The sequence below is a fragment of the Corynebacterium nasorum genome (genome assembly GCF_030229765.1).
Lineage (GTDB): Bacteria > Actinomycetota > Actinomycetes > Mycobacteriales > Mycobacteriaceae > Corynebacterium > Corynebacterium kefirresidentii.
In genome coordinates, this window is sequence record NZ_JASPGY010000005.1 from 48,838 (window position 1) to 67,814 (window position 18,977).

Annotated in this window: 19 protein-coding genes; 16 read left to right on the forward strand and 3 right to left on the reverse strand. The window is 57.8% G+C overall.

Annotated features, from left to right (window positions below):
* The first annotated feature begins 59 nt into the window (after positions 1 to 59).
* From atpA to QP904_RS06465, 10 genes are all read left to right on the forward strand, one after another.
* On the forward strand, positions 60 to 1,700 hold the full coding sequence (atpA, locus tag QP904_RS06420; RefSeq protein ID WP_023021750.1) for a F0F1 ATP synthase subunit alpha: 1,641 nt from the start codon (positions 60 to 62) through the stop codon (positions 1,698 to 1,700).
* Between the two features lie 50 nt (positions 1,701 to 1,750).
* The gene (locus QP904_RS06425) at positions 1,751 to 2,740 is read left to right on the forward strand and encodes a F0F1 ATP synthase subunit gamma (protein ID WP_023021749.1); all 990 of its coding nucleotides are present in this window, start codon (positions 1,751 to 1,753) and stop codon (positions 2,738 to 2,740) included.
* A 3-nt stretch (positions 2,741 to 2,743) separates the two neighbouring features.
* Positions 2,744 to 4,189, forward strand: a complete 1,446-nt coding sequence (gene atpD, locus QP904_RS06430) for a F0F1 ATP synthase subunit beta (protein WP_049361377.1) — start codon at positions 2,744 to 2,746, stop codon at positions 4,187 to 4,189.
* Positions 4,190 to 4,199: 10 nt separating this feature from the next.
* Entirely contained in the window at positions 4,200 to 4,568 is a 369-nt protein-coding gene (locus QP904_RS06435; RefSeq protein ID WP_086588747.1) for a F0F1 ATP synthase subunit epsilon, read from the forward strand.
* Positions 4,569 to 4,749: 181 nt separating this feature from the next.
* Positions 4,750 to 5,226 carry a DUF2550 domain-containing protein gene (locus tag QP904_RS06440; RefSeq protein ID WP_023021746.1) on the forward strand — a complete coding sequence of 159 codons (477 nt, stop codon included), beginning with the start codon at positions 4,750 to 4,752 and terminating at the stop codon, positions 5,224 to 5,226.
* 23 nt (positions 5,227 to 5,249) lie between these two features.
* On the forward strand, positions 5,250 to 5,942 hold the full coding sequence (gene nucS / locus QP904_RS06445; protein WP_023021745.1) for an endonuclease NucS: 693 nt from the start codon (positions 5,250 to 5,252) through the stop codon (positions 5,940 to 5,942).
* The gene (locus tag QP904_RS06450; protein ID WP_080971253.1) at positions 5,942 to 6,226 is read left to right on the forward strand and encodes an Rv1322 family protein; all 285 of its coding nucleotides are present in this window, start codon (positions 5,942 to 5,944) and stop codon (positions 6,224 to 6,226) included. Before nucS ends, QP904_RS06450 begins: the two co-directional genes overlap by 1 nt.
* A gap of 10 nt (positions 6,227 to 6,236) precedes the next feature.
* Entirely contained in the window at positions 6,237 to 6,545 is a 309-nt protein-coding gene (locus tag QP904_RS06455) for a thiamine-binding protein (protein WP_034656448.1), read from the forward strand.
* Positions 6,546 to 7,472: a tetratricopeptide repeat protein gene (locus QP904_RS06460; RefSeq protein ID WP_239208306.1), complete on the forward strand. Its 927-nt coding sequence runs from the start codon at positions 6,546 to 6,548 to the stop codon at positions 7,470 to 7,472.
* 20 nt (positions 7,473 to 7,492) lie between these two features.
* Positions 7,493 to 7,885 carry an arsenate reductase/protein-tyrosine-phosphatase family protein gene (locus QP904_RS06465; protein WP_259824359.1) on the forward strand — a complete coding sequence of 131 codons (393 nt, stop codon included), beginning with the start codon at positions 7,493 to 7,495 and terminating at the stop codon, positions 7,883 to 7,885.
* Between the two features lie 5 nt (positions 7,886 to 7,890).
* On the opposite strand, the gene glgB is transcribed toward QP904_RS06465, so the two are convergent.
* Entirely contained in the window at positions 7,891 to 10,008 is a 2,118-nt protein-coding gene (gene glgB, locus QP904_RS06470; protein WP_239205702.1) for a 1,4-alpha-glucan branching protein GlgB, read from the reverse strand.
* A 44-nt stretch (positions 10,009 to 10,052) separates the two neighbouring features.
* Positions 10,053 to 12,062: a maltotransferase domain-containing protein gene (locus tag QP904_RS06475; RefSeq protein WP_034656479.1), complete on the reverse strand. Its 2,010-nt coding sequence runs from the start codon at positions 12,060 to 12,062 to the stop codon at positions 10,053 to 10,055.
* A gap of 58 nt (positions 12,063 to 12,120) precedes the next feature.
* Here QP904_RS06475 and QP904_RS06480 point away from each other — a divergent pair, with 58 nt between their 5' ends.
* The 6 genes from QP904_RS06480 to QP904_RS06505 are packed head-to-tail and all read left to right on the forward strand — an operon-like array spanning position 12,121 to position 17,768.
* Complete coding sequence (locus QP904_RS06480; RefSeq protein ID WP_023021739.1) at positions 12,121 to 12,942, forward strand: ABC transporter ATP-binding protein; 822 nt, start codon at positions 12,121 to 12,123, stop codon at positions 12,940 to 12,942.
* Positions 12,939 to 13,766 carry an NUDIX hydrolase gene (locus tag QP904_RS06485; RefSeq protein ID WP_049361369.1) on the forward strand — a complete coding sequence of 276 codons (828 nt, stop codon included), beginning with the start codon at positions 12,939 to 12,941 and terminating at the stop codon, positions 13,764 to 13,766. The genes QP904_RS06480 and QP904_RS06485 overlap by 4 nt, the downstream gene beginning before the upstream one ends.
* The gene (locus QP904_RS06490) at positions 13,763 to 14,896 is read left to right on the forward strand and encodes a THUMP-like domain-containing protein (protein ID WP_200287682.1); all 1,134 of its coding nucleotides are present in this window, start codon (positions 13,763 to 13,765) and stop codon (positions 14,894 to 14,896) included. Before QP904_RS06485 ends, QP904_RS06490 begins: the two co-directional genes overlap by 4 nt.
* Before the next feature lie 24 nt (positions 14,897 to 14,920).
* Positions 14,921 to 15,703 (forward strand): electron transfer flavoprotein subunit beta/FixA family protein, encoded by a 783-nt coding sequence (locus QP904_RS06495; protein ID WP_023021736.1) that lies wholly within the window; start codon positions 14,921 to 14,923, stop codon positions 15,701 to 15,703.
* A gap of 8 nt (positions 15,704 to 15,711) precedes the next feature.
* Positions 15,712 to 16,653, forward strand: a complete 942-nt coding sequence (locus QP904_RS06500; protein WP_086588755.1) for an electron transfer flavoprotein subunit alpha/FixB family protein — start codon at positions 15,712 to 15,714, stop codon at positions 16,651 to 16,653.
* Positions 16,653 to 17,768, forward strand: coding sequence for a cysteine desulfurase family protein (locus QP904_RS06505; RefSeq protein WP_284835749.1), 1,116 nt, complete (start codon positions 16,653 to 16,655; stop codon positions 17,766 to 17,768). Before QP904_RS06500 ends, QP904_RS06505 begins: the two co-directional genes overlap by 1 nt.
* Here QP904_RS06505 and QP904_RS06510 read toward each other — a convergent pair.
* Positions 17,765 to 18,712: an HNH endonuclease signature motif containing protein gene (locus QP904_RS06510; protein WP_284835750.1), complete on the reverse strand. Its 948-nt coding sequence runs from the start codon at positions 18,710 to 18,712 to the stop codon at positions 17,765 to 17,767. The genes QP904_RS06505 and QP904_RS06510 overlap by 4 nt on opposite strands.
* Positions 18,713 to 18,977: the final 265 nt, after the last annotated feature.

The following is an 18,977-nucleotide window of genomic DNA, read 5'->3' on the forward strand; positions in this document are numbered from 1 at the left end:
CGAAACGACAGAAACGATTTAAGTAAGTGCTGGAAGATACTACCGAGAGCAGGAAGAACATGGCGGAGCTGACGATCTCCTCCGACGAGATCCGTAGTGCGATTGCGAACTACACCTCGAGCTACTCCGCGGAGGCCTCCCGTGAGGAGGTCGGCGTGGTCATTTCGGCAGCTGACGGTATTGCGCAGGTTTCTGGCCTGCCGTCCGTTATGGCGAATGAGCTGCTCGAGTTCCCAGGCGGCGTGATTGGCGTCGCACAGAACCTTGACACTAACTCCATCGGTGTCGTGGTCCTGGGCAACTTCGAGTCCCTCAAGGAGGGCGACGAGGTTAAGAGGACCGGCGAGGTTCTCTCCATCCCAGTGGGCGAGGAATTCCTCGGCCGCGTAATTAACCCTTTGGGTCAGCCGATTGACGGCATGGGCCCAATCAACGCTGAAGAGGAGCGCGTCCTCGAGCTGCAGGCACCGTCCGTGCTGCAGCGCCAGCCGGTTGAAGAGCCAATGCAGACCGGCATCAAGGCTATCGACGCAATGACCCCGATCGGCCGTGGCCAGCGTCAGCTGGTCATCGGTGACCGTAAGACCGGTAAGACCGCGGTGTGCATCGATACCATTTTGAACCAGAAGGCTAACTGGGAGTCCGGCGACAAGGATAAGCAGGTACGCTGCATCTACGTCGCAATTGGCCAGAAGGGCTCGACCATCGCTGGTGTGCGCCGCACCCTTGAGGAGCACGGCGCACTCGATTACACCACCATCGTGGCCGCACCGGCTTCCGATTCCGCCGGCTTCAAGTGGTTGGCACCGTTCTCCGGTGCAGCGCTGGGCCAGCACTGGATGTACCAGGGCAACCACGTCCTGGTTATCTACGATGATCTGACCAAGCAGGCTGAGGCCTACCGTGCCATTTCCTTGCTGCTGCGCCGTCCCCCGGGACGCGAGGCATACCCGGGCGATGTGTTCTACCTGCACTCCCGCCTGCTGGAGCGTGCTGCCAAGCTTTCCGACGACATGGGTGCTGGCTCCATGACCGCACTGCCGATCATCGAGACCAAGGCAAACGACGTCGGCGCCTTCATTCCGACCAACGTCATTTCTATTACTGACGGCCAGGTCTTCCTGGAGTCCGACCTGTTCAACCAGGGTGTTCGTCCGGCTATTAACGTCGGTGTTTCCGTCTCCCGTGTCGGTGGCGCTGCACAGACCAAGGGCATGAAGAAGGTTGCCGGTAACCTGCGTCTGGACCTAGCCTCCTACCGTGATCTGCAGGCCTTCGCGGCATTCGCATCTGACCTGGATGCTGCCTCCAAGGCTCAGCTGGAGCGCGGTTCCCGTCTGGTTGAGCTGCTGAAGCAGTCCGAGTCCTCCCCGCAGCCGGTGGAGTACCAGATGGTATCCATCTACCTCGCCGAGGCTGGCATCTTCGACGTCGTTCCCGTTGAAGACGTCCGCCGCTTCGAGGACGAGGTACACGAATACCTCAACGCCAACACCCCAGAGGTCTTTGAGCAGATTTCCGGCGGCAAGCCGCTAACCGATGAGTCCAAGGACGCATTGGTTGCGGCAGCTAAGGATTTCCAGCCGACCTTCCGCACCTCCGAAGGCCATAACTTGGGCTCTGAGGCACCGGTAGAGCCTTTGGATGAAAGCGACGTAAAGAACACCGAGCTCAACGTCTCCCGCAAGACGGCTAAGTAGAGTTCAGAACTCATAACTAACCGTCTAGATTAAAGAAGGGAGGAGAAACGATGGCTAATCTTCGCGAACTACGTGACCGCATCCGGTCCGTTAATTCGACTAAGAAGATCACCAAGGCCCAGGAGCTTATTGCTACCTCGCGCATTACCAAGGCGCAGGCCAGGGTAGAAGCATCTCAGCCTTATGCGACTGAGATGACCAGCATCATGAATAAGCTGGCTTCCGCCTCTACGTTGGAGCATGACATGCTGCGTGAGCGCGAAGACGGAAACGTCGCAGCCATTCTCGTGGTCACTTCTGACCGCGGTATGTGTGGCGGCTACAACAACAACGTCTTCAAGAAGGCCGCACAGCTGCAAGCTCTCCTGGAAAGCAAGGGCTACGAGGTAGTTCGGTACGTTACCGGCAACAAGGGCATCGGCCACTACAAGTTCCGCGAGGACGAGGTAGTTGGCAGCTGGGGCGGTTTCTCTCAGGACCCAACCTGGGAGGCCACCCACGATGTGCGCCGTCACCTGATTGATGGCTTTATTGCTGGTTCCAACGGCACTACCAAGGGCCGCGACGGCCTGCATGCGCAGGGTGAGGGCGTAGGTGTACGTGGCTTTGACCAGGTACACGTTGTCTACACCGAGTTTGAGTCCATGTTGACCCAGACTGCGCGCGCACAGCAGCTGTTGCCAGTTGAGCCGGTTATTCAGGATGAGGAGTACCACCTCGGTGACTCCGCTCTGTCCGACGCCGAATCTGCGGAGGATGTTGCCGCCGGATTCGAATTCGAGCCGGACGCAGATACGCTGATGGAAGCTCTGCTTCCGCAGTACGTCTCGCGTATCCTGTTTGCTATGTTCTTGGAGGCTTCTGCCTCCGAGTCCGCTGCACGCCGTACAGCTATGAAGTCTGCTACTGACAACGCAACCGAGATGGTCGAAGACCTCTCCCGCGTGGCTAACCAGGCCCGTCAGGCACAGATTACCCAGGAAATTTCAGAGATCGTCGGTGGCGCTGGCGCGCTATCTGACAGCGCAGAAAGTGACTAGATTATGACTACAGCTCTGCAAGAGCAGAATGCACAGTCTTCGGCAGTCGCCGGTCGTGTCGTGCGCGTCATCGGTCCGGTTGTGGACGTGGAGTTCCCACGTGAGGCACTGCCGGCCCTGTACAACGCACTGCACGTCGACATCAAGCTCGAAGCTGTTGCAAAGACCGTCACCCTCGAGGTCGCTCAGCACCTCGGTGACAACCTTGTCCGTACCGTGTCTATGGCACCGACCGACGGCCTCGTCCGCGGTGCCGAGGTCATCGACTCCGGAAAGCCAATTTCCGTGCCGGTCGGCGACGTCGTCAAGGGCCACGTCTTCAACGCCCTCGGTGATTGCCTCGATGAGCCGGGTCTCGGCCGCGATGGCGAGCAGTGGGGAATCCACCGCGAGCCGCCAGCGTTCGACCAGCTCGAGGGTAAGACCGAGATTCTGGAGACCGGCATTAAGGTCATCGACCTGCTGACCCCGTACGTCAAGGGCGGCAAGATCGGCCTGTTCGGCGGTGCAGGTGTGGGTAAGACCGTTCTGATTCAGGAGATGATTACCCGTATCGCCCGCGAGTTCTCCGGTACCTCCGTCTTCGCCGGCGTCGGCGAGCGTACCCGTGAGGGCACCGACCTCTTCCTGGAAATGGAAGAAATGGGCGTGCTGCAAGATACCGCCCTTGTCTTCGGCCAGATGGATGAGCCGCCAGGAGTCCGTATGCGTGTGGCTCTGTCCGGCCTGACCATGGCGGAGTACTTCCGCGATGTGCAGAACCAGGACGTGCTGCTGTTCATTGACAACATCTTCCGTTTCACCCAGGCCGGCTCTGAGGTTTCGACCCTGCTGGGTCGTATGCCTTCCGCCGTGGGCTACCAGCCGACCTTGGCTGATGAGATGGGTGTTTTGCAGGAGCGCATTACCTCGACCAAGGGCCGTTCCATTACGTCCCTGCAGGCCGTTTACGTTCCTGCCGATGACTACACCGACCCGGCTCCGGCTACGACGTTCGCTCACTTGGACGCCACCACCGAGCTGGACCGTGCTATTGCCTCCAAGGGTATTTACCCGGCAGTGAACCCGCTGACTTCTACCTCTCGTATTCTCGAGCCAGGTATCGTCGGCGAGAAGCACTACGAGGTTGCACAGCGCGTCATCGGTATTCTGCAGAAGAACAAGGAACTCCAGGACATCATCGCCATCCTTGGTATGGACGAGCTGTCTGAGGAAGACAAGGTCACCGTTCAGCGTGCCCGTCGTATCGAGCGCTTCTTGGGCCAGAACTTCTTCGTTGCGCAGAAGTTCACCGGCCTGCCGGGCTCCTACGTACCGCTGTCCGAGACCATCGACGCCTTCGAGCGCATCTGCGATGGCGAGTTTGACCACTACCCAGAGCAGGCTTTCAACGGCTTGGGCGGCCTTGACGACGTCGAGGCTGCATACAAGAAGTTGAACGAGAAGTAGGGAGAGGCACATGGCTGACATCACCGCCGAATTGGTTTCCGTCGAGCGCCTGCTGTGGTCTGGACAGGCCTCCATGGTCACGGCTGAGACCACCGAGGGTGAGATCGGCGTGCTTCCCGGTCACGAGCCAATGATCGGTCAGTTGATCGATAATGGCGTGGTGACCATCCACCCAGTGGACGGCGAGCGCCGCGTCGCCGCCGTGCAGGGTGGTTTCCTCTCCGTTACCCAGGACAAGATCACCGTCCTCGCTGATTGGGCCATCTGGTCCGATGAGGTGGATGAGGAGAAGGCTCAGAAGGACTTTGCTTCTGAGCACGAGCTCGCCAAGTCCCGTGGCGAGGCCGCACAGCGTGCTGTCCGCCGCGCCAAGGCTTAGTACCTTGGATTGATAGGAGAGGGCAGCAATAGCCGCCCTTCCTGCTCTCTAAAGGCGCCCCGGTTTAAACCGGGGCGCCTTTTTGCGTTTTCTTTGCCTTTTCTTATTGGCGTATAGGTCCTGCCAAGCGCTACAATTCAAGAATCAGTTTCTCCACAAAGCGAGGATGGCGTGAAGGCCCATGAATTCAACGGTGGTTACAGTGCTTCTGTGGGCCCTTGGCGTGGCCCTATTGCTGGTTATTTTTCTGGCTGCGCTTCGCTTTTTTACCGTGCGTGCCCGCGGCACTGCCGTCTTGCTACGCCGAGTACCCGCTAGAAATTCCCTTTCTTGGCGCCATGGTTCGCTGCGTTATGAAGGCGAATTTGTGGAGTATTTCAAGCTCCGCTCCGTTTCTCCGCGCTGCGATCTGCGTATCAACCGCCTCGACATCGAAGTAGTAAGCACCCGCTCGCTCGATGATGCCGAGGCTTCTTTTATGTCTGCCGCCACCGAGGTTGTGCGCTTTCGGGTCAAGGGCCGGGAATATGAGTTGGCATCTGATGCCCACGGCATTATGGCCTTCGGGGCGTGGGTAGAGGCCGCACCATCCAAACGTCAGCAGCGCTTCGACTTCCGGCAACTTCGCCAGCGCGCTACCCGTCAATCCAAGCGATAAGGTTACCCGCTAGGGTAGAGGGCATGCGTTTAGTAATCGCCCGATGCTCCGTAGATTACGTGGGCCGTTTGGATGCCCACCTTCCCATGGCAGACCGTCTACTCATCGTCAAGGCTGACGGCTCTGTATCCGTGCATGCTGATGACCGCGCGTATAAGCCGCTTAATTGGATGACCCCTCCGTGCACGTTAAAAGAATCCGCCATTGAGGACCTAGACGGTGACGATACCGGCGAGGTTTTGTGGCTGGTGGAAAATCCTAAAGGCGAGCAGTTGCGCATTACAATTGCTGAGATCCATGAGGAAATCTCCTATGACATGGGTGAAGACCCAGGCCTAGTCAAAGACGGCGTGGAGGCTCACTTGCAAGAGCTTTTGGCAGACCAGATCGATACCTTGGGCGATAGCTATACGCTGGTACGCCGCGAATACCCAACGGCGATAGGCCCGGTAGACATTATGGCGAAAGATGAAAACAACAAAAATGTTGCCATCGAGGTGAAGCGCCGTGGTGGGATTGATGGCGTGGAGCAGCTGACGAGGTATCTGGAGTTGCTTAACCGTGATGAGCTTCTGGCCCCAGTATCTGGTGTATTCGCGGCCCAGGAAATCAAACCGCAGGCCCGCACGCTAGCAGAGGACCGAGGCATTCGGTGCGTCGTACTGGACTATCAGGAACTCCGCGGACTTGAGTCGAACGAATTGCGATTGTTCTAATGCCACGGCGGAATAGACGCAAACCGCTCGAGCTTCGATCCTTGCCTAAAGATGGGTCGACTTTTCTCGGCTCGCAGACGGTCGAGGGGCCTAGCTGGACGCACGGTGAACCCTATGTTATGCGGCATATCGGTTCTGCGCGTGCCCAAAAGTACTATGTGTGCCCAGGGTGTAATCAAAATATTCCTCCCGGGGTGGCTCATATCGTGGCGTGGCCGCGCGACGTGGGCCGCCAGGGCGATGATCGTCGGCACTGGCACCGCCACTGCTGGGAGCGTAGGTAGACTAGCGGGCATGATTGTTGCATTCTCTGTAGCCCCTGCAGTAGTTAATAATGATTCCCAAGAAATGGCTGACGCCGTCGCTGAGGCCGTGCGCGTAGTCCGCGAATCCGGCCTTCCTAACGAGACCAATGCCATGTTCACCCTGCTTGAAGGCGAGTGGGACGAGGTCTTTGGAACTATTAAGAAGGCCACTGACGCGGTGCGTGCGGTATCCCCGCGCACATCTTTGGTGGTCAAGGCTGATATTCGCGAGGGCGTAACCAATCAACTGACTGACAAGGTAGATGCGGTTAACCGCCGCCTTGCAAAGGAGGACTAGATGACTTCAGCAAATAATGCTTATGTAGGAGGCGCGCTCGACCTCAGCCAAGTAAAGGCGCGGGCCGAGGCACGGCAGAAGGCACAGGAATCTCCGCAGACCACTGCTGGCGGGATCCAACCCTTCTTCACTGTGACGGAAGCTAACTTCGACCAGGACGTGGTGCGCCGTTCTACGGAAGTTCCGGTGATTGTTCTCATTGGCACCGCCCGTTCCACGCAGTCGGAGCAGCTAAAGACCGACCTACAGGGGTTGGCCGCGCAAGGAAACCGCAGTTTCCTAGTTGCCTACGTGGATGCAGATACTACCCCACAGGTTGCGCAGGCCTTTGGCGTGAAGAACCTCCCCACTGTGGTGGCCCTGGGCGCTGGGCAGCCGCTGACGAATTTCGAGGGTGCACAACCACTAGATGCGCTAAAACAATGGGTAGATGCCTTGGTGCAGAATGTTGGCCCACAGTTGAAGGGCCTACAGAGCGATGCGGGAGAGCCCCAGACCCAAGAGGAAGAAGAGGATCCGCGCCTCCAAGAAGCAGAGGGCTTCTTAAATGCTGGCGATTTTGATGGTGCTCTTAAGGTCTATAACTCCATCTTGGAGGCTGAGCCCGAAAACGTGCAGATTAAGCAGGCCCGCGATACAACCGTACTGCTCAAGCGCCTTGATCCTGCCAACCAGACCGAGGATCCGATTGCGGCTGCGGAAGGGGACAAGGGGGACGTCGATAAGCAGATGCGTGCTGCCGACGCCGAAGTGGTTGCCGGCGCCCCAGAAAAGGCCTTTGATCGCCTCATCGAGACGATGAAGGCAACGGCCGGTGATGAGAAAGCTCGCGTGCGCGAGCGCTTGCTGGAGCTCTTCGGGCTCTTTGAGGGCAATGACCCGCGCGTGATGGAAGCTCGCACCAAGCTGGCGAGTGCCCTGTACTAGCTTGGGTAGGATGGGAAAGCATGACTTCAGTGCTTTTCCTGTGCAATACAAATCGCGGCAAGTCGCAGATGGCTGCGGCGCTTGCCGCCAAGCATGCGCCTGAGTGGGATATTTACTCGGCTGGGGTGCAAACTTCCCCGGAACATATCCAGCAGGGCATCAATCAAGAGGCCAAAGCTTCCCTCGCGAAGGTGGGGGCAGAAATGACTGGTACTCCTGCTCTAGTGGATCCCCACCTTGCTGCCGCTGTCGACCACGTCATCGTGGTAGGTGATGCGGAATATGACGGGCCAGCGCAGAGGTGGGCCATCGAGGATCCCTCGTTGCGTGGTCTGGAAGGTGAAGAGCGCATGGATGCGCTTCGCGATGATATCGAAGCGCGCGTGGTGGAGTTCCTACGCACGCAGCGATAGGCGTTTTATTGCTCCAGTACGTACCACTGCACCGAGTTGGCCGGTAGGTGAAGCGTGGCGGAATTATCCGCCACGTGAATATGCTGAGGAAGCGGGTTCCCAGCGCCCTCATAAACGGCATCATCGGTGTTAAGTACCATTTTCCAAGCACCATCACGTGGAACCCAGAGGCCGTAGTTGGGAATGGAAGAACCCGACAGGTTGCACACAGCGAGCAAGGCAGACCCGTCCGCGCCATAGCGGACGTAACCCAGCACGTTATTGTTCGAGTCATCGGCCTTGACCCATTGGAAGCCGTCTTGGCTAAAATCCTGGCTCCACAAAGCTGGGGTGTCGCGGTAAATGAGGTTGATATCGCGCACGAGGCGCTTAATGCCCCGGTGCCACTCATTGCCCCAACCATCGAGGTTGCCCCAATCCACGGAATGCTCCTCGGACCACTCGGTGGTTTGTCCAAATTCCTGGCCCATGAAGAGCAGATTCTTGCCAGGGTGGGAGAACATGTAGCCATACAAAGCGCGCAATCCGGCGGCCTTATTCCAGTCGTCGCCAGGCATGCGCTGCCACAGTGAACCCTTGCCGTGGACTACTTCGTCGTGGCTAAACGGCAACACGTAGCGCTCAGAATAGGCATACACCATGGAGAAGGTGAGCTCGCCATGGTGATAGGAGCGGTGGATGGGCTCGTGCTTGAAGTACTCCAGGGTGTCATTCATCCATCCCATATTCCACTTCAGGGAAAAGCCCAGCCCGTTCTCGGAAGTAGGAGCGGTAACGCCCGGCCAGGAGGTGGATTCCTCGGCGATGGTGAGTACGCCAGGATGGGTGCGGTTGAGGGTGGCGTTGGTTTCCTGCAGGAATTGGACGGCTTCTAAATTCTCGCGCCCGCCAAACTGATTGGGTAGCCATTCATCGCGGGAGTAGTCCAGGTAAAGCATGGAAGCGACGGCGTCTACGCGCAGGCCGTCAATGTGGAATTCTTCAGCCCAATACAGGGCGTTGGCTACGAGGAAATTGCGCACCTCATTGCGGCCAAAGTCAAAAACATAGGTACCCCAGTCGGCTTGCTCGCCGCGGCGGGGATCGGGGTGCTCATAAAGCGCTTGACCATCGAAGCGGCCTAAGGCCCAGTCATCTTTGGGGAAGTGGGCTGGCACCCAGTCCACGATGACCCCGATGCCGTTTTCGTGCAGTGCATTGACTAATGCGCGGAACTCATCCGGCGAGCCCCACCGCGCTGAAGGCGAGTAATAGCCAGAGACTTGGTAGCCCCAAGAGCCGCCGAAGGGGTGCTCGGCCACGGGCAAGAGCTCGACGTGGGTAAAACCATGCTCCTTGAGATAAGGGATGAGCTCCTCGCGAAGTCGGTTATAATTCGCCCCGACCTTCCACGAGCCAACGTGGACCTCATAGATGCTCATCGGGACATCGAGGTTGCCGGTGCGCTTGTCCATCCACGCGGAATCAGACCAGCCGAAGCTGGTGGAATCCACGATCGAGTCCGTTTCCGGCGGACAGGTGGTGCGCTTGGCCAATGGGTCGGCCTTGTCTTGGCGGCCTTCCTGGCTAAAGATGGCGAACTTATAGTGCTCGCCAGCACCGATGCCTGGGACAAAGACCTCCCATACGCCGGTAGAACCGAGCGAACGCATGGGGTACTGGGTAGGATTCCAGCCGCAGAAATCGCCCACGACGGCAACACCTTGGGCATTGGGGGCCCATACGGCAAAGGACACACCGCTTACGGGGCCCATCTCTGTGTCATAAGAGCGTAGGTTGGCGCCGAGGACATCCCAAAGGCGCTCGTGGCGACCTTCGCCGATAAGGTGCAGATCTAGAGAGCCGATGGTGGGCAGGAAATGATATCCGTCTGCCACGGTGCGGGTAGGGGCGCCGGGGTAGGAGATTTCGAGGCGGTAGTCGCAGTTCTCGCCTACTTCCGCTTCCCAGATATCGTCGCCCACCAAATTCATAGACAAGGATTGTGTGGGGGTATGAAGTTGTACCGCGGTGGCGCCAGGCTGGCGGGTACGGACGGTACCTTCATGCCAGCCGTAGAATCCGTGTGGGTCATGGTGGCGGCAGTCATTGAGACGAGCGAGGTCAGCGGCCGGGATGTTCATATAATCAGGGTACCTAGATTGGGTGCGTTCCGGTGGACAAATGTTTACGGGCGATAGTCGGTGACCTCGCGCCAGGTGAGCTGCTCCTGAAGGGCATGGTCGGCAGGGGGAAGGACGAAGACATGGGCGACGTCGCGAAGCGGCTCTAAGCGCACAAAATTGCGCTCGGACCAGTGATAGGCAGAGCCGGTAATCGTGTCTTGGACGGAATAGGACTCGCCGGGATGGCGGCCGATAGCGCGCATATCTACCGTAACGGTCGCTTCTTGCGCATTGCGCGGATCCAGGTTGACCACGACGAGAACCACATTGCCGGTGGCTGGATCGGCCTTGGAATAGGCAATGATGGCGTCATTGTCGGTGTCATGGAAGCGGAGGGTACGCAGTTGTTGCAATGCGGGGTTATCGCGGCGAATCTGATTGAGCAGCCGGATATAGGACTCTAAAGAGTCTCCTGACGCAACCGCAGCAGCAAAGTCGCGTGGCCGCAGTTCGTACTTCTCCGAGTCGAGGTATTCCTCGGACCCTGGGGCTACCGGGGTGTGCTCATAGAGCTCAAAACCGGAGTACACGCCCCATAGCGGAGACATGGTGGCAGCGAGGACAGCGCGTATGGCGAACATGGCGCGCCCCCCGGTTTGTAAAGATTCATGCAGGATATCCGGGGTATTGACAAAAAGATTAGGCCGGCAAATATCCGCCTGCTCTACGTGCATCTGGCCAAATTGGGTGAGCTCATGCTTCGTGGTCTGCCAAGTGAAGTAGGTATAGGACTGGGAAAACCCTGCTTTTGCTAGCCCGAAAAGGCGAGGGGCGCGGGTAAAGGCCTCTGCCAAGAAGATGACGTCTGGGTGGGTGGCGTGTACGCGGGTAATCAGCCAATCCCAGAAGTTGGCGGGCTTGGTGTGTGGGTTATCTACGCGGAAAGTGCTCACTCCGGCTTCGACCCAAATCATGAGCGTTTCATAGATTTCGTGATAGATGGCATCCTGCGCGTTATCGAAGTTGAGTGGATAGATATCCTGATACTTCTTCGGTGGGTTCTCAGCGTAGGCGATGGTGCCATCTGGAAGGACAGTGAAAAATTCTGGGTGGCTGGTGGCCCACGGGTGATCGGGCGATGCCTGCAGCGCGAAATCAAGCGCTACTTCCAGGCCAAGTTCCTGGGCGCGAGAGACCAGCTTCTTGAAGTCTTCTATTGTGCCCAATTCGGGGTGGGTGGTGGAGTGGTCCTGGATGGCCCACGGACTTCCCACATCACCGGGCTCAGCAACGACCGAGTTATTTTTTCCCTTCCGATGCACCTTGCCAATGGGATGAATGGGGGGAAAATACACCGTATCGAAGCCCATATCGGCCACGCGCTCTAGTGCTTGGGCAGTAGTGTCGAAGGTGCCGTGCACAGGATTTCCCTCTTTGTCCCAGTCACCCGTGGAACGGGGGAAGAGCTCATACCACGAGTTATAAAGCGCGGCCGGGCGCTCCACGTAGACCTCGTGAATGGCGCCTTCTACTAGGAGATCACGCAGGGGATGGGAGTGCAGGATGTCTGCGGCCTCGTCCGAGAGCGCCACCTGCACGCGCTTATCGACGTCCAAAGACTCATCCTCCAAGTCCCGTGCAGCAGCAAAGAGGGGCGCCACAATATCCGAGGGGGTTTGCAAGGCCGCCCGAGAAAATAGATCCGCACCATGCTGGAGGTCATTGGCCAACTCGGCAGCGGATTGCCCAGCCGCCATCTTTTTAGTAACCGCGTTCTTCCACGTAGCAATGGGATCGGACCAGGCATCGACGCGGAAGTACCAAGTGCCTTGGGTACCTGGGGTAAAGACGCCGTGCACTCGATCTTGGTCTTTGGGGTCTACCTGCATGGTGACAGAGGACGTAGCCGTGGACCGCGCCGCCCAGGCAGACAAAGTGGCTGAGACCGCGTCGTGGCCTTCGCGCCAGACCAGTGCGGTGACAGGAATTACCTCGCCCACAACGGCTTTAGAAGCTACAGAACCGGCGGAGATAAGCGGGCGGACATCGTCAATACCAAGGCGAGTAGTCATGCCCATAAGACTAATGCAGCTGTGTCAATTTCACCGGGCAAAGAATAAATCAGTCACAATGGAGGGCGTGAACGACGTAACTCCTACAGATCAAGATTGGCTCGTAGATTTTCGCGGCGTCGAGTTGCGCCGCGGCGGCAAGACCCTCGTTGGTCCTGTGGACTGGCAGGTGGAACTCGATGAGCGCTGGGTCATTATTGGCCCCAATGGCGCGGGTAAGACCTCGCTAGTGCGCATGGCCGCGGCCGAAGAATTCCCTTCAAAGGGCACCGCCTTTTTGATGGGGGAGCAGATCGGCAAAACTGATATGCGCGATCTGCGCGCGCTCATCGGCATCTCCTCCGCTGCAGTGCAATCGCGAATCCCCGAAAATGAGCGCGTGGACGATCTCGTCGTCTCCGCAGGCTATGCAGTGCTGGGCCGCTGGCGGGAGGAATATCAGGACATGGACTTCTCCCGCGCTGATGAGATTTTGGCCCAGGTAGGTGCAACCCACCTGAAAGAGCGCACCTGGGGAACATTATCAGAGGGCGAAAAGAAGCGCGTCGTCCTCGCCCGCGCACTCATGACTAACCCAGAGCTGCTCATCCTAGACGAGCCTTCCGCCGGAATGGACCTGGGAGGCCGCGAAGACCTGGTGGGATACCTCGGCGATCTAGCCATGGATCCAGATGCCCCAGCCATCATCATGATCACCCACCACGTGGAGGAGATCCCATACGGATTTACCCACGCCATGCTGCTGGATGAGGGTAAGGTAGTGGCAAAAGGTCTGATTAATTCAGTCCTCACCTCAGAAAACCTGACTCGCGCCTTCCACCAGCCCATTCAGGTGGACCGCATTGGACAGCGATACTTCGCCCGCCGAGCTTCTCTATGACCAACCCTTTTCATGACCGTATCGATGCCGTTGACGCCAGTGATACCACCGGCTTTAACGGTGGGCGCTTGGCGGCAACCGTCCTGCTTCTACGGGACGGCACCGACGGTCTTGAAGTGTGGGTACAAGAGCGCGTGCACACCATGCACAATTACCCGGGGCATTCGGTCTTTCCCGGCGGCGGCGTAGACCCACGCGACTTTCCGCCGCGTTCCTGGGACTCGGGCGAACTATGGGCCGGAAAATCCGTCATCTCCATGGCCCGACGGATGGGCGTAACAAAGTACAAAGCCCACGCGCTAGTATTCGCCGCTGCCCGGGAGCTCTTTGAGGAAGCCGGCACCCTCTTTGCCATCCGCGAAGACGGAATTGTCTCCAATGCACGGCGGTATCACAAGGAGCGAAAACTACTCGAGAGCCACACCATTTCCTTTACCGAATTCCTCAGCAATAACGGCATGCGTGTCGACGCCGATATGCTCCTTCCCTGGGCACGGTGGGTAGGAAAGGGAAAAAGCCACTGGTTCGACACCTTCTTTTTCGTCGGGGTGCTGCCCTCTGGCCAAGAACCCGATGGGGATACCGACGAGGCGGACGATGCCGGATGGTTTTCTCCCCAGCTCATCCTGGACGGCTGGCGCGCCGGGCTGGTGCGCCTAGTCATTCCTACTTGGGCGCAGATGCAGAGGCTGAGCAGATACTCCTCGGTTCAAGAAGTCCTCGATGATGCGTCCTTTTCTGACCTGCGCCCTGTTATCGGGGATCCGCGCGAGGACCCTCGTTACCGCGAATTCTTTTCCACCACCCCTTTAGACCGCATATGAGTTATACCCCCGCAGAAGTCAGCTTCTTGATTGAGCACCACGAGGAAATTGCTCACCTCGATCTCACCTTGACCAAGGCTTCTCGGCTTAAAGACACCGAAGTCTTGAAAGAGAAGTTCGGCGACTATGGCCGCGCAGTCATGGAGCTGGTGACCGCACGTAGTTCGGGCAAGCTTCCCAGTGATTGGCTGATGGACGCCGACTCAGCCCAACAAGCAACCCCCGTCGAGGTTGCGGCATACCGGGCGGCATTTCTTGCAGAGCAGGGGGTGGGCAGCGTCCACGACATCACCTGCTCCATCGGTACGGAAGGTCTAAATTCTCCGCTCGACTACTTTGGCTCAGACTTGGACGAGTCGCGCGTGAGAATGGCGAGGCACAATCTTTCTTCGACCAAGATCTTTCGCGCTGATGCGCTCACCACTACAACGACTGCCGATGTCCTCCTTGCAGATCCCGCCCGTCGCGCCGGAGGTAGAAGAATCACCCGGCCGGAGGATCTCGTGCCACCGCTTCCAGAGGTCGTCGACAAGCATCGAGACAAGGAATTGGCCATTAAGTGTGCACCCGGCCTTGATTTCAGCGAATGGAACGGCCTTGTTACCGTCGCAAGCGTCGACGGCGGAGTAAAAGAAGCCTGCCTTTATACCCCAGGCCTAGGAACCGGCCGAAGGGCAGTAATGATTCGTGGACACAAGCTAGACGTCCTCGATGATCAAGAAACAAACCTGCCCGAGGCCGGAGACATTGGTAGCTACCTCATTGACCCGGACGGTGCCATTGTGCGCTCCGGCTTGGTGCGGCATTACGCGGCACGGGAAGGGCTGCACCAAATCGATGAGCGCATCGCGTACCTGACAGGGGAGAGGATTCCGGAGGGAGCCTCGGGATTTCCATTCATAGAAAAAGTACCCCTAAAGAGATTAAAATCCGTACTTAAATCCTATGACGCGGGGAGCTTGGAAATCCTCGTGCGCGGGGTAGAAGTGGACCCTGACCAGCTGCGGAAGAAGATGAAGCTCAAGGGGAAGAAGCCTTTTGCGGTAATCATTACGCGAATTGGCGCACAAGGAATCGCCTTGCTGTGCAAACCCCGAGTATCATCGTCCGAGGATAATTACGCAACATAAATATATCGGAAAGGTGAGTGCCCAATGCCAACTATCGTGGCTCTGGTCAAACACGTGCCGGATACGTGGTCTACCAAGTCTTTGGAAGATGACCACACCCTGGATCGCACCTCCGTGGATAACGTCATTGATGAGGTTAATGAGTATTCCGTGGAACAAGCCCTGCGCCTGCGCGACGACAACCCGGATGCGGGTTATAAGGTAGTAGCGCTGACCATGGGGCCGGCCCAGGCAGACGAAGCATTGCGCAAGGCACTGGCTATGGGTGCCGATGACGCGGTGCTTGTCTCCGATGATTCGCTGGCGGGAGCGGATGCGCTGTCGACCGCATGGACTCTTAACGCTGCGCTGAACAAGCTTGACGACGTCCAATTGATCACCGCTGGCACCGAGGCCTCCGATGCCTCGACCGGCCTACTTACTGGATTGCTCGCCGAATACCGCCAGCTGCCTGCCCTTACCGGGCTGCACAAGGTAGAGCTGGCGGGCGGCACGCTGCGTGGCACGCGAGATGATGCGCGTGGCACCTGGGAACTAGAAGCGCCGCTGCCTGCAATTGTTTCTGTGAACGATAAGAGCGACAAGCCGCGCTTCCCTAACTTCAAGGGATTGATGGCCGCTAAGAAGGCGGAAATCACTACTTTCTCCTTAGCTGATTTGGGAATTGAGGCAATTGCGCCCACTACCTCCGTTTCGGCCGCCGAAAAGCGCCCACCGCGCACCGCTGGCGAGGTTATTTCTGAGCCCAACCCGCAAGACGCAGCGAAGAAGATCGCTGACTTCCTAGCCGCAAAGAACTTGATTTAGGAGTCGATATGTCTCACGTTTACGTATTAGTTGAGCACGATGCGGAAAAAGTCCTTCCCGTTACCGGAGAACTGATTACGGCCGCGCGCGAATTGGGTACGGTGTCTGCAGTGGTCGTCGGCAAGCAGGCAGATAAGTTCGATGCTGACCTTGCCGCCCTTGGCGCCGCGCAGGTGGTCCAAGCAACGGCCGAAGACTATGACCAGCGCCTCCTGATTCCAGAAGTCGATGCCTTGCATGCTCTCGGCGCCGCGAACCCCGCACCTATCGTGCTGGCCGCAACTCCCGCCAATAACGAGATTGCCGGCCGCCTAGCTGCCCGCCTCGCTTCCGGCGCACTGGTCAATGTCAGCGGCATCGCCGCTGATGGTTCCGCCCAGATGACCATTTTTGGTGGCTCCTATGAGACTACCTCTACCGCTACCGGCCAGTGCCCGATCTATACGCTGCGCCCAGGCGCGGTAGAGGCCGCACCACAGCAGGTGGAAGCGCAACCAGCCCCGATGCCGTTGCCGGCCGCTACTGGCAAAGATGTCAAGGTAACTTCCTTTACCCCTGCCCAGAAATCTGCACGTCCGGAAATTACCGAAGCCAAGGTGGTCGTCGCTGGCGGCCGGGGCGTGGGTGATGAATTCGGTGATGTTGTCGAGCCGCTTGCCGACGCCCTCGGCGCCGCAGTCGGCGCTACCCGCGATGCGGTAGACGAAGGCTTCTATGACGCTGCCTATCAGATCGGCCAGACTGGCGTTACCGTTTCGCCTGAGCTCTACATCGGTTTGGGCATCTCCGGCGCTATCCAACACACCTCCGGCATGCAGACCTCTGGCACTATTGTGGTGGTCAACCAGGACCAGGATGAGCCATTTTTCCAGATCGCGGACCTTGGCGTTGTGGGCGACCTCCATGAAATCGCCCCAGCCTTGACCGAGGAACTGAAGGCACGTCAGTAATGCCGCATTATTTTGACTACGCTGCTACCCAGCCGATGCGCCAGAGCGCGATTGACGCGTGGGTAGCTGCGGCTGGCTCCCTGAACTCCGGCGCGCAGTATGGTTCCGGCCGCAAGGCTCGGTCTGTGCTCGATGATGCCCGCGAGAAGGTTGCTTCACTCCTCGGCTGCGAGCCAATCGAGGTGATTTTCACTTCTTCTGGCACAGAGGCAGACAATATCGCCATTCAGGGACTTTATGCGGCCGGTAAAACAAACCGCATAGTTTCCACCGATATTGAGCATCCCGCCGTGCGCGATACCGTGGCTAAGCTGCACAATTCGGGTGCTACCGTCGAGATTCTTCCTGTCGATCGCTCCGGACACATAGCAGACCTGTCGGCTCTAGACACGCTTGCCGACGTCGCTACCTGCATGTGGGCCAATAACGAAACCGGCGCCATTCAACCCATCGAAGATATTGCCGCCCGTGCCAGCGCAGTGGGTACACCGGTACACGTTGATGCCGTGCAAGCGGTAGGAAAGGTTCCCATCGACTTTTCCCACCTAGGGATCACCAGCCTTGCAGCTAGCGCCCACAAGTTCGGCGGTCCCCGCGGCATTGGCCTACTTCTAGCCAAGCGGAGTCCCGCACCCCAACCCATTGCCTATGGCGGTGGGCAGGAGCGCGGAATTCGTCCTGGAACTGTCGACGTCGCTGGTGCTTCCGGTCTAGCTGCGGCTTTGGAGGAATCCGTCGCGGAAATTTCTACTCAAGGTGAGCGGATTTCCGCGCTTCGCAATAAGCTCCGCGATGGAATTCTCGCCACCATTGATAATGCAGTCATCAATTCCACTGAACCGTGTTTGCCTTCTCACTTGCACGTCTCTTTCCCTGGTGCAGACGGCGATAGCCTCCTCATGCTGCTAGATTCCCTGCAGATTGAGGCCTCAACCGGCAGCGCCTGTAGCGCAGGTGTAAACCGCATGTCTCACGTTCTGGAAGCGATGGGAGTAAGCGAGGCTGAAGGAATCGGTTCCTTGCGCTTTACGCTAGGCCGGCTTACTTCGGAAGAAGATGTCGATTACGTGTTGGCTCATCTTCCCGAGGTAATCTCCCGAGCCCGATCCGTCTAGCTTTCATTCCTTTCCTTCGCCGCTGCCCGTCGGGCGGCGATAGCTTGGCCCACCGTTAGCGCCCAGTTCTTGTTCTTGGGTGCTAGCGGTCCTTGGGGCTCGTCATATTCCCAGCGCCCATCATCAAACAGCCACACAATGTCCCCAGTGTGCGGATCCATGATATAAAAAGCACCGCCGTCAGTCTTGACGTTATGGTGGTGCTGGCATAGTGAAGCCAAATTGCTCCCTGCAGTTTTCCCTCCCCGAGCATGGTCAATGCGGTGGTCTTTCTGGCAGCTTTCCGCAGGGCGGTAGCACCCCGGCCAGCGGCACACCCCATCGCGGCCTTCCACATAGGCGCCTATGAGCGGGGGAGTAACGTAGCTTTCGCTTTCCATTTCTTTGGCTAAGTCCATGTCTCGCGTCTGAGCTGGGCGCAGGTTATCCGCGGTCTCTGGGCTTACCCATCCGAATCCCCGGATAAACGCGGGTGCAGACTCCTGATCATGGGCGCGATACATATGCAGAACTACCTTAGTCCGAGACTCAATTTCACCCAGAATCAATTTGGCCAGTGCTTCTGCCTTGGAAAGGCCATGTTCCTCGGCGGCTTTGCTGATGTGTTCGTCGATAGCTATAAGGGTAGCTTCGTCAAATTCAACTGCTAGCCCGGCTTTGCCACTAAAGCTGGAGTAGGTGAAATAGGAGTTATTCTTCGTGGGAGCCTCTTTGTTTTCTTCGGTGGATGGGTTTTCAATAGCAATGAGGCCATTGAGTTTTCGCCGTAAATTCGTGTTGGAGGGCAGTACCTGTCTCGGCTTCGAGGGGGTCAAATAACGAGATAGTTCTTGGTCTATCCTCTCGAGGGTTTCCGCAGGGACATCACCGAGCTTGCTAAGTACGGCGTCGATAGTAATGAGGCGAGAGAAATCCAGGAAGTAGTAGGTTTCCTGCAGGGCCATTGTTAGAGGTAACTCAGCCAGCCGGTAGAGCGCCATGGTTATATCGCGCGTGCGCCGCTCACTCAATCCCGTACGGGTGGCAAGGGTATGGCAAGTAATGTCGAAATCGTCTTCTAAGTCTGGTTTGGCATCTTTCCAGAAAAGGTAATCTTGCTTTCTGATTTCGGTAGCTTTAACTGCTAATGGATCTTTAGGATCATTGACTATGTAATAGGCTTCCAAAATTATTTCCCCCGAATATTAGAACTGCTGAACTAATCTTCAC

What these genes read in the sequence shown, in the direction of transcription:
- nucS (WP_023021745.1), top strand. Translation starts at nt 5,250, where the DNA reads ATGCGTTTAGTAATCGCCCGATGCTCCGTAGATTACGTGGGCCGTTTG.
- QP904_RS06455 (WP_034656448.1), top strand. Translation starts at nt 6,237, where the DNA reads ATGATTGTTGCATTCTCTGTAGCCCCTGCAGTAGTTAATAATGATTCC.
- glgB (WP_239205702.1), bottom strand. Translation starts at nt 10,008, where the DNA reads ATGAACATCCCGGCCGCTGACCTCGCTCGTCTCAATGACTGCCGCCAC.
- QP904_RS06485 (WP_049361369.1), top strand. Translation starts at nt 12,939, where the DNA reads ATGACCAACCCTTTTCATGACCGTATCGATGCCGTTGACGCCAGTGAT.
- QP904_RS06480 (WP_023021739.1), top strand. Translation starts at nt 12,121, where the DNA reads ATGGAGGGCGTGAACGACGTAACTCCTACAGATCAAGATTGGCTCGTA.
- QP904_RS06510 (WP_284835750.1), bottom strand. Translation starts at nt 18,712, where the DNA reads ATGGCCCTGCAGGAAACCTACTACTTCCTGGATTTCTCTCGCCTCATT.
- QP904_RS06440 (WP_023021746.1), top strand. Translation starts at nt 4,750, where the DNA reads ATGAATTCAACGGTGGTTACAGTGCTTCTGTGGGCCCTTGGCGTGGCC.
- QP904_RS06495 (WP_023021736.1), top strand. Translation starts at nt 14,921, where the DNA reads ATGCCAACTATCGTGGCTCTGGTCAAACACGTGCCGGATACGTGGTCT.
- QP904_RS06465 (WP_259824359.1), top strand. Translation starts at nt 7,493, where the DNA reads ATGACTTCAGTGCTTTTCCTGTGCAATACAAATCGCGGCAAGTCGCAG.
- QP904_RS06500 (WP_086588755.1), top strand. Translation starts at nt 15,712, where the DNA reads ATGTCTCACGTTTACGTATTAGTTGAGCACGATGCGGAAAAAGTCCTT.
- QP904_RS06475 (WP_034656479.1), bottom strand. Translation starts at nt 12,062, where the DNA reads ATGACTACTCGCCTTGGTATTGACGATGTCCGCCCGCTTATCTCCGCC.
- QP904_RS06505 (WP_284835749.1), top strand. Translation starts at nt 16,653, where the DNA reads ATGCCGCATTATTTTGACTACGCTGCTACCCAGCCGATGCGCCAGAGC.
- QP904_RS06425 (WP_023021749.1), top strand. Translation starts at nt 1,751, where the DNA reads ATGGCTAATCTTCGCGAACTACGTGACCGCATCCGGTCCGTTAATTCG.
- QP904_RS06460 (WP_239208306.1), top strand. Translation starts at nt 6,546, where the DNA reads ATGACTTCAGCAAATAATGCTTATGTAGGAGGCGCGCTCGACCTCAGC.
- QP904_RS06450 (WP_080971253.1), top strand. Translation starts at nt 5,942, where the DNA reads ATGCCACGGCGGAATAGACGCAAACCGCTCGAGCTTCGATCCTTGCCT.
- atpD (WP_049361377.1), top strand. Translation starts at nt 2,744, where the DNA reads ATGACTACAGCTCTGCAAGAGCAGAATGCACAGTCTTCGGCAGTCGCC.
- atpA (WP_023021750.1), top strand. Translation starts at nt 60, where the DNA reads ATGGCGGAGCTGACGATCTCCTCCGACGAGATCCGTAGTGCGATTGCG.
- QP904_RS06435 (WP_086588747.1), top strand. Translation starts at nt 4,200, where the DNA reads ATGGCTGACATCACCGCCGAATTGGTTTCCGTCGAGCGCCTGCTGTGG.
- QP904_RS06490 (WP_200287682.1), top strand. Translation starts at nt 13,763, where the DNA reads ATGAGTTATACCCCCGCAGAAGTCAGCTTCTTGATTGAGCACCACGAG.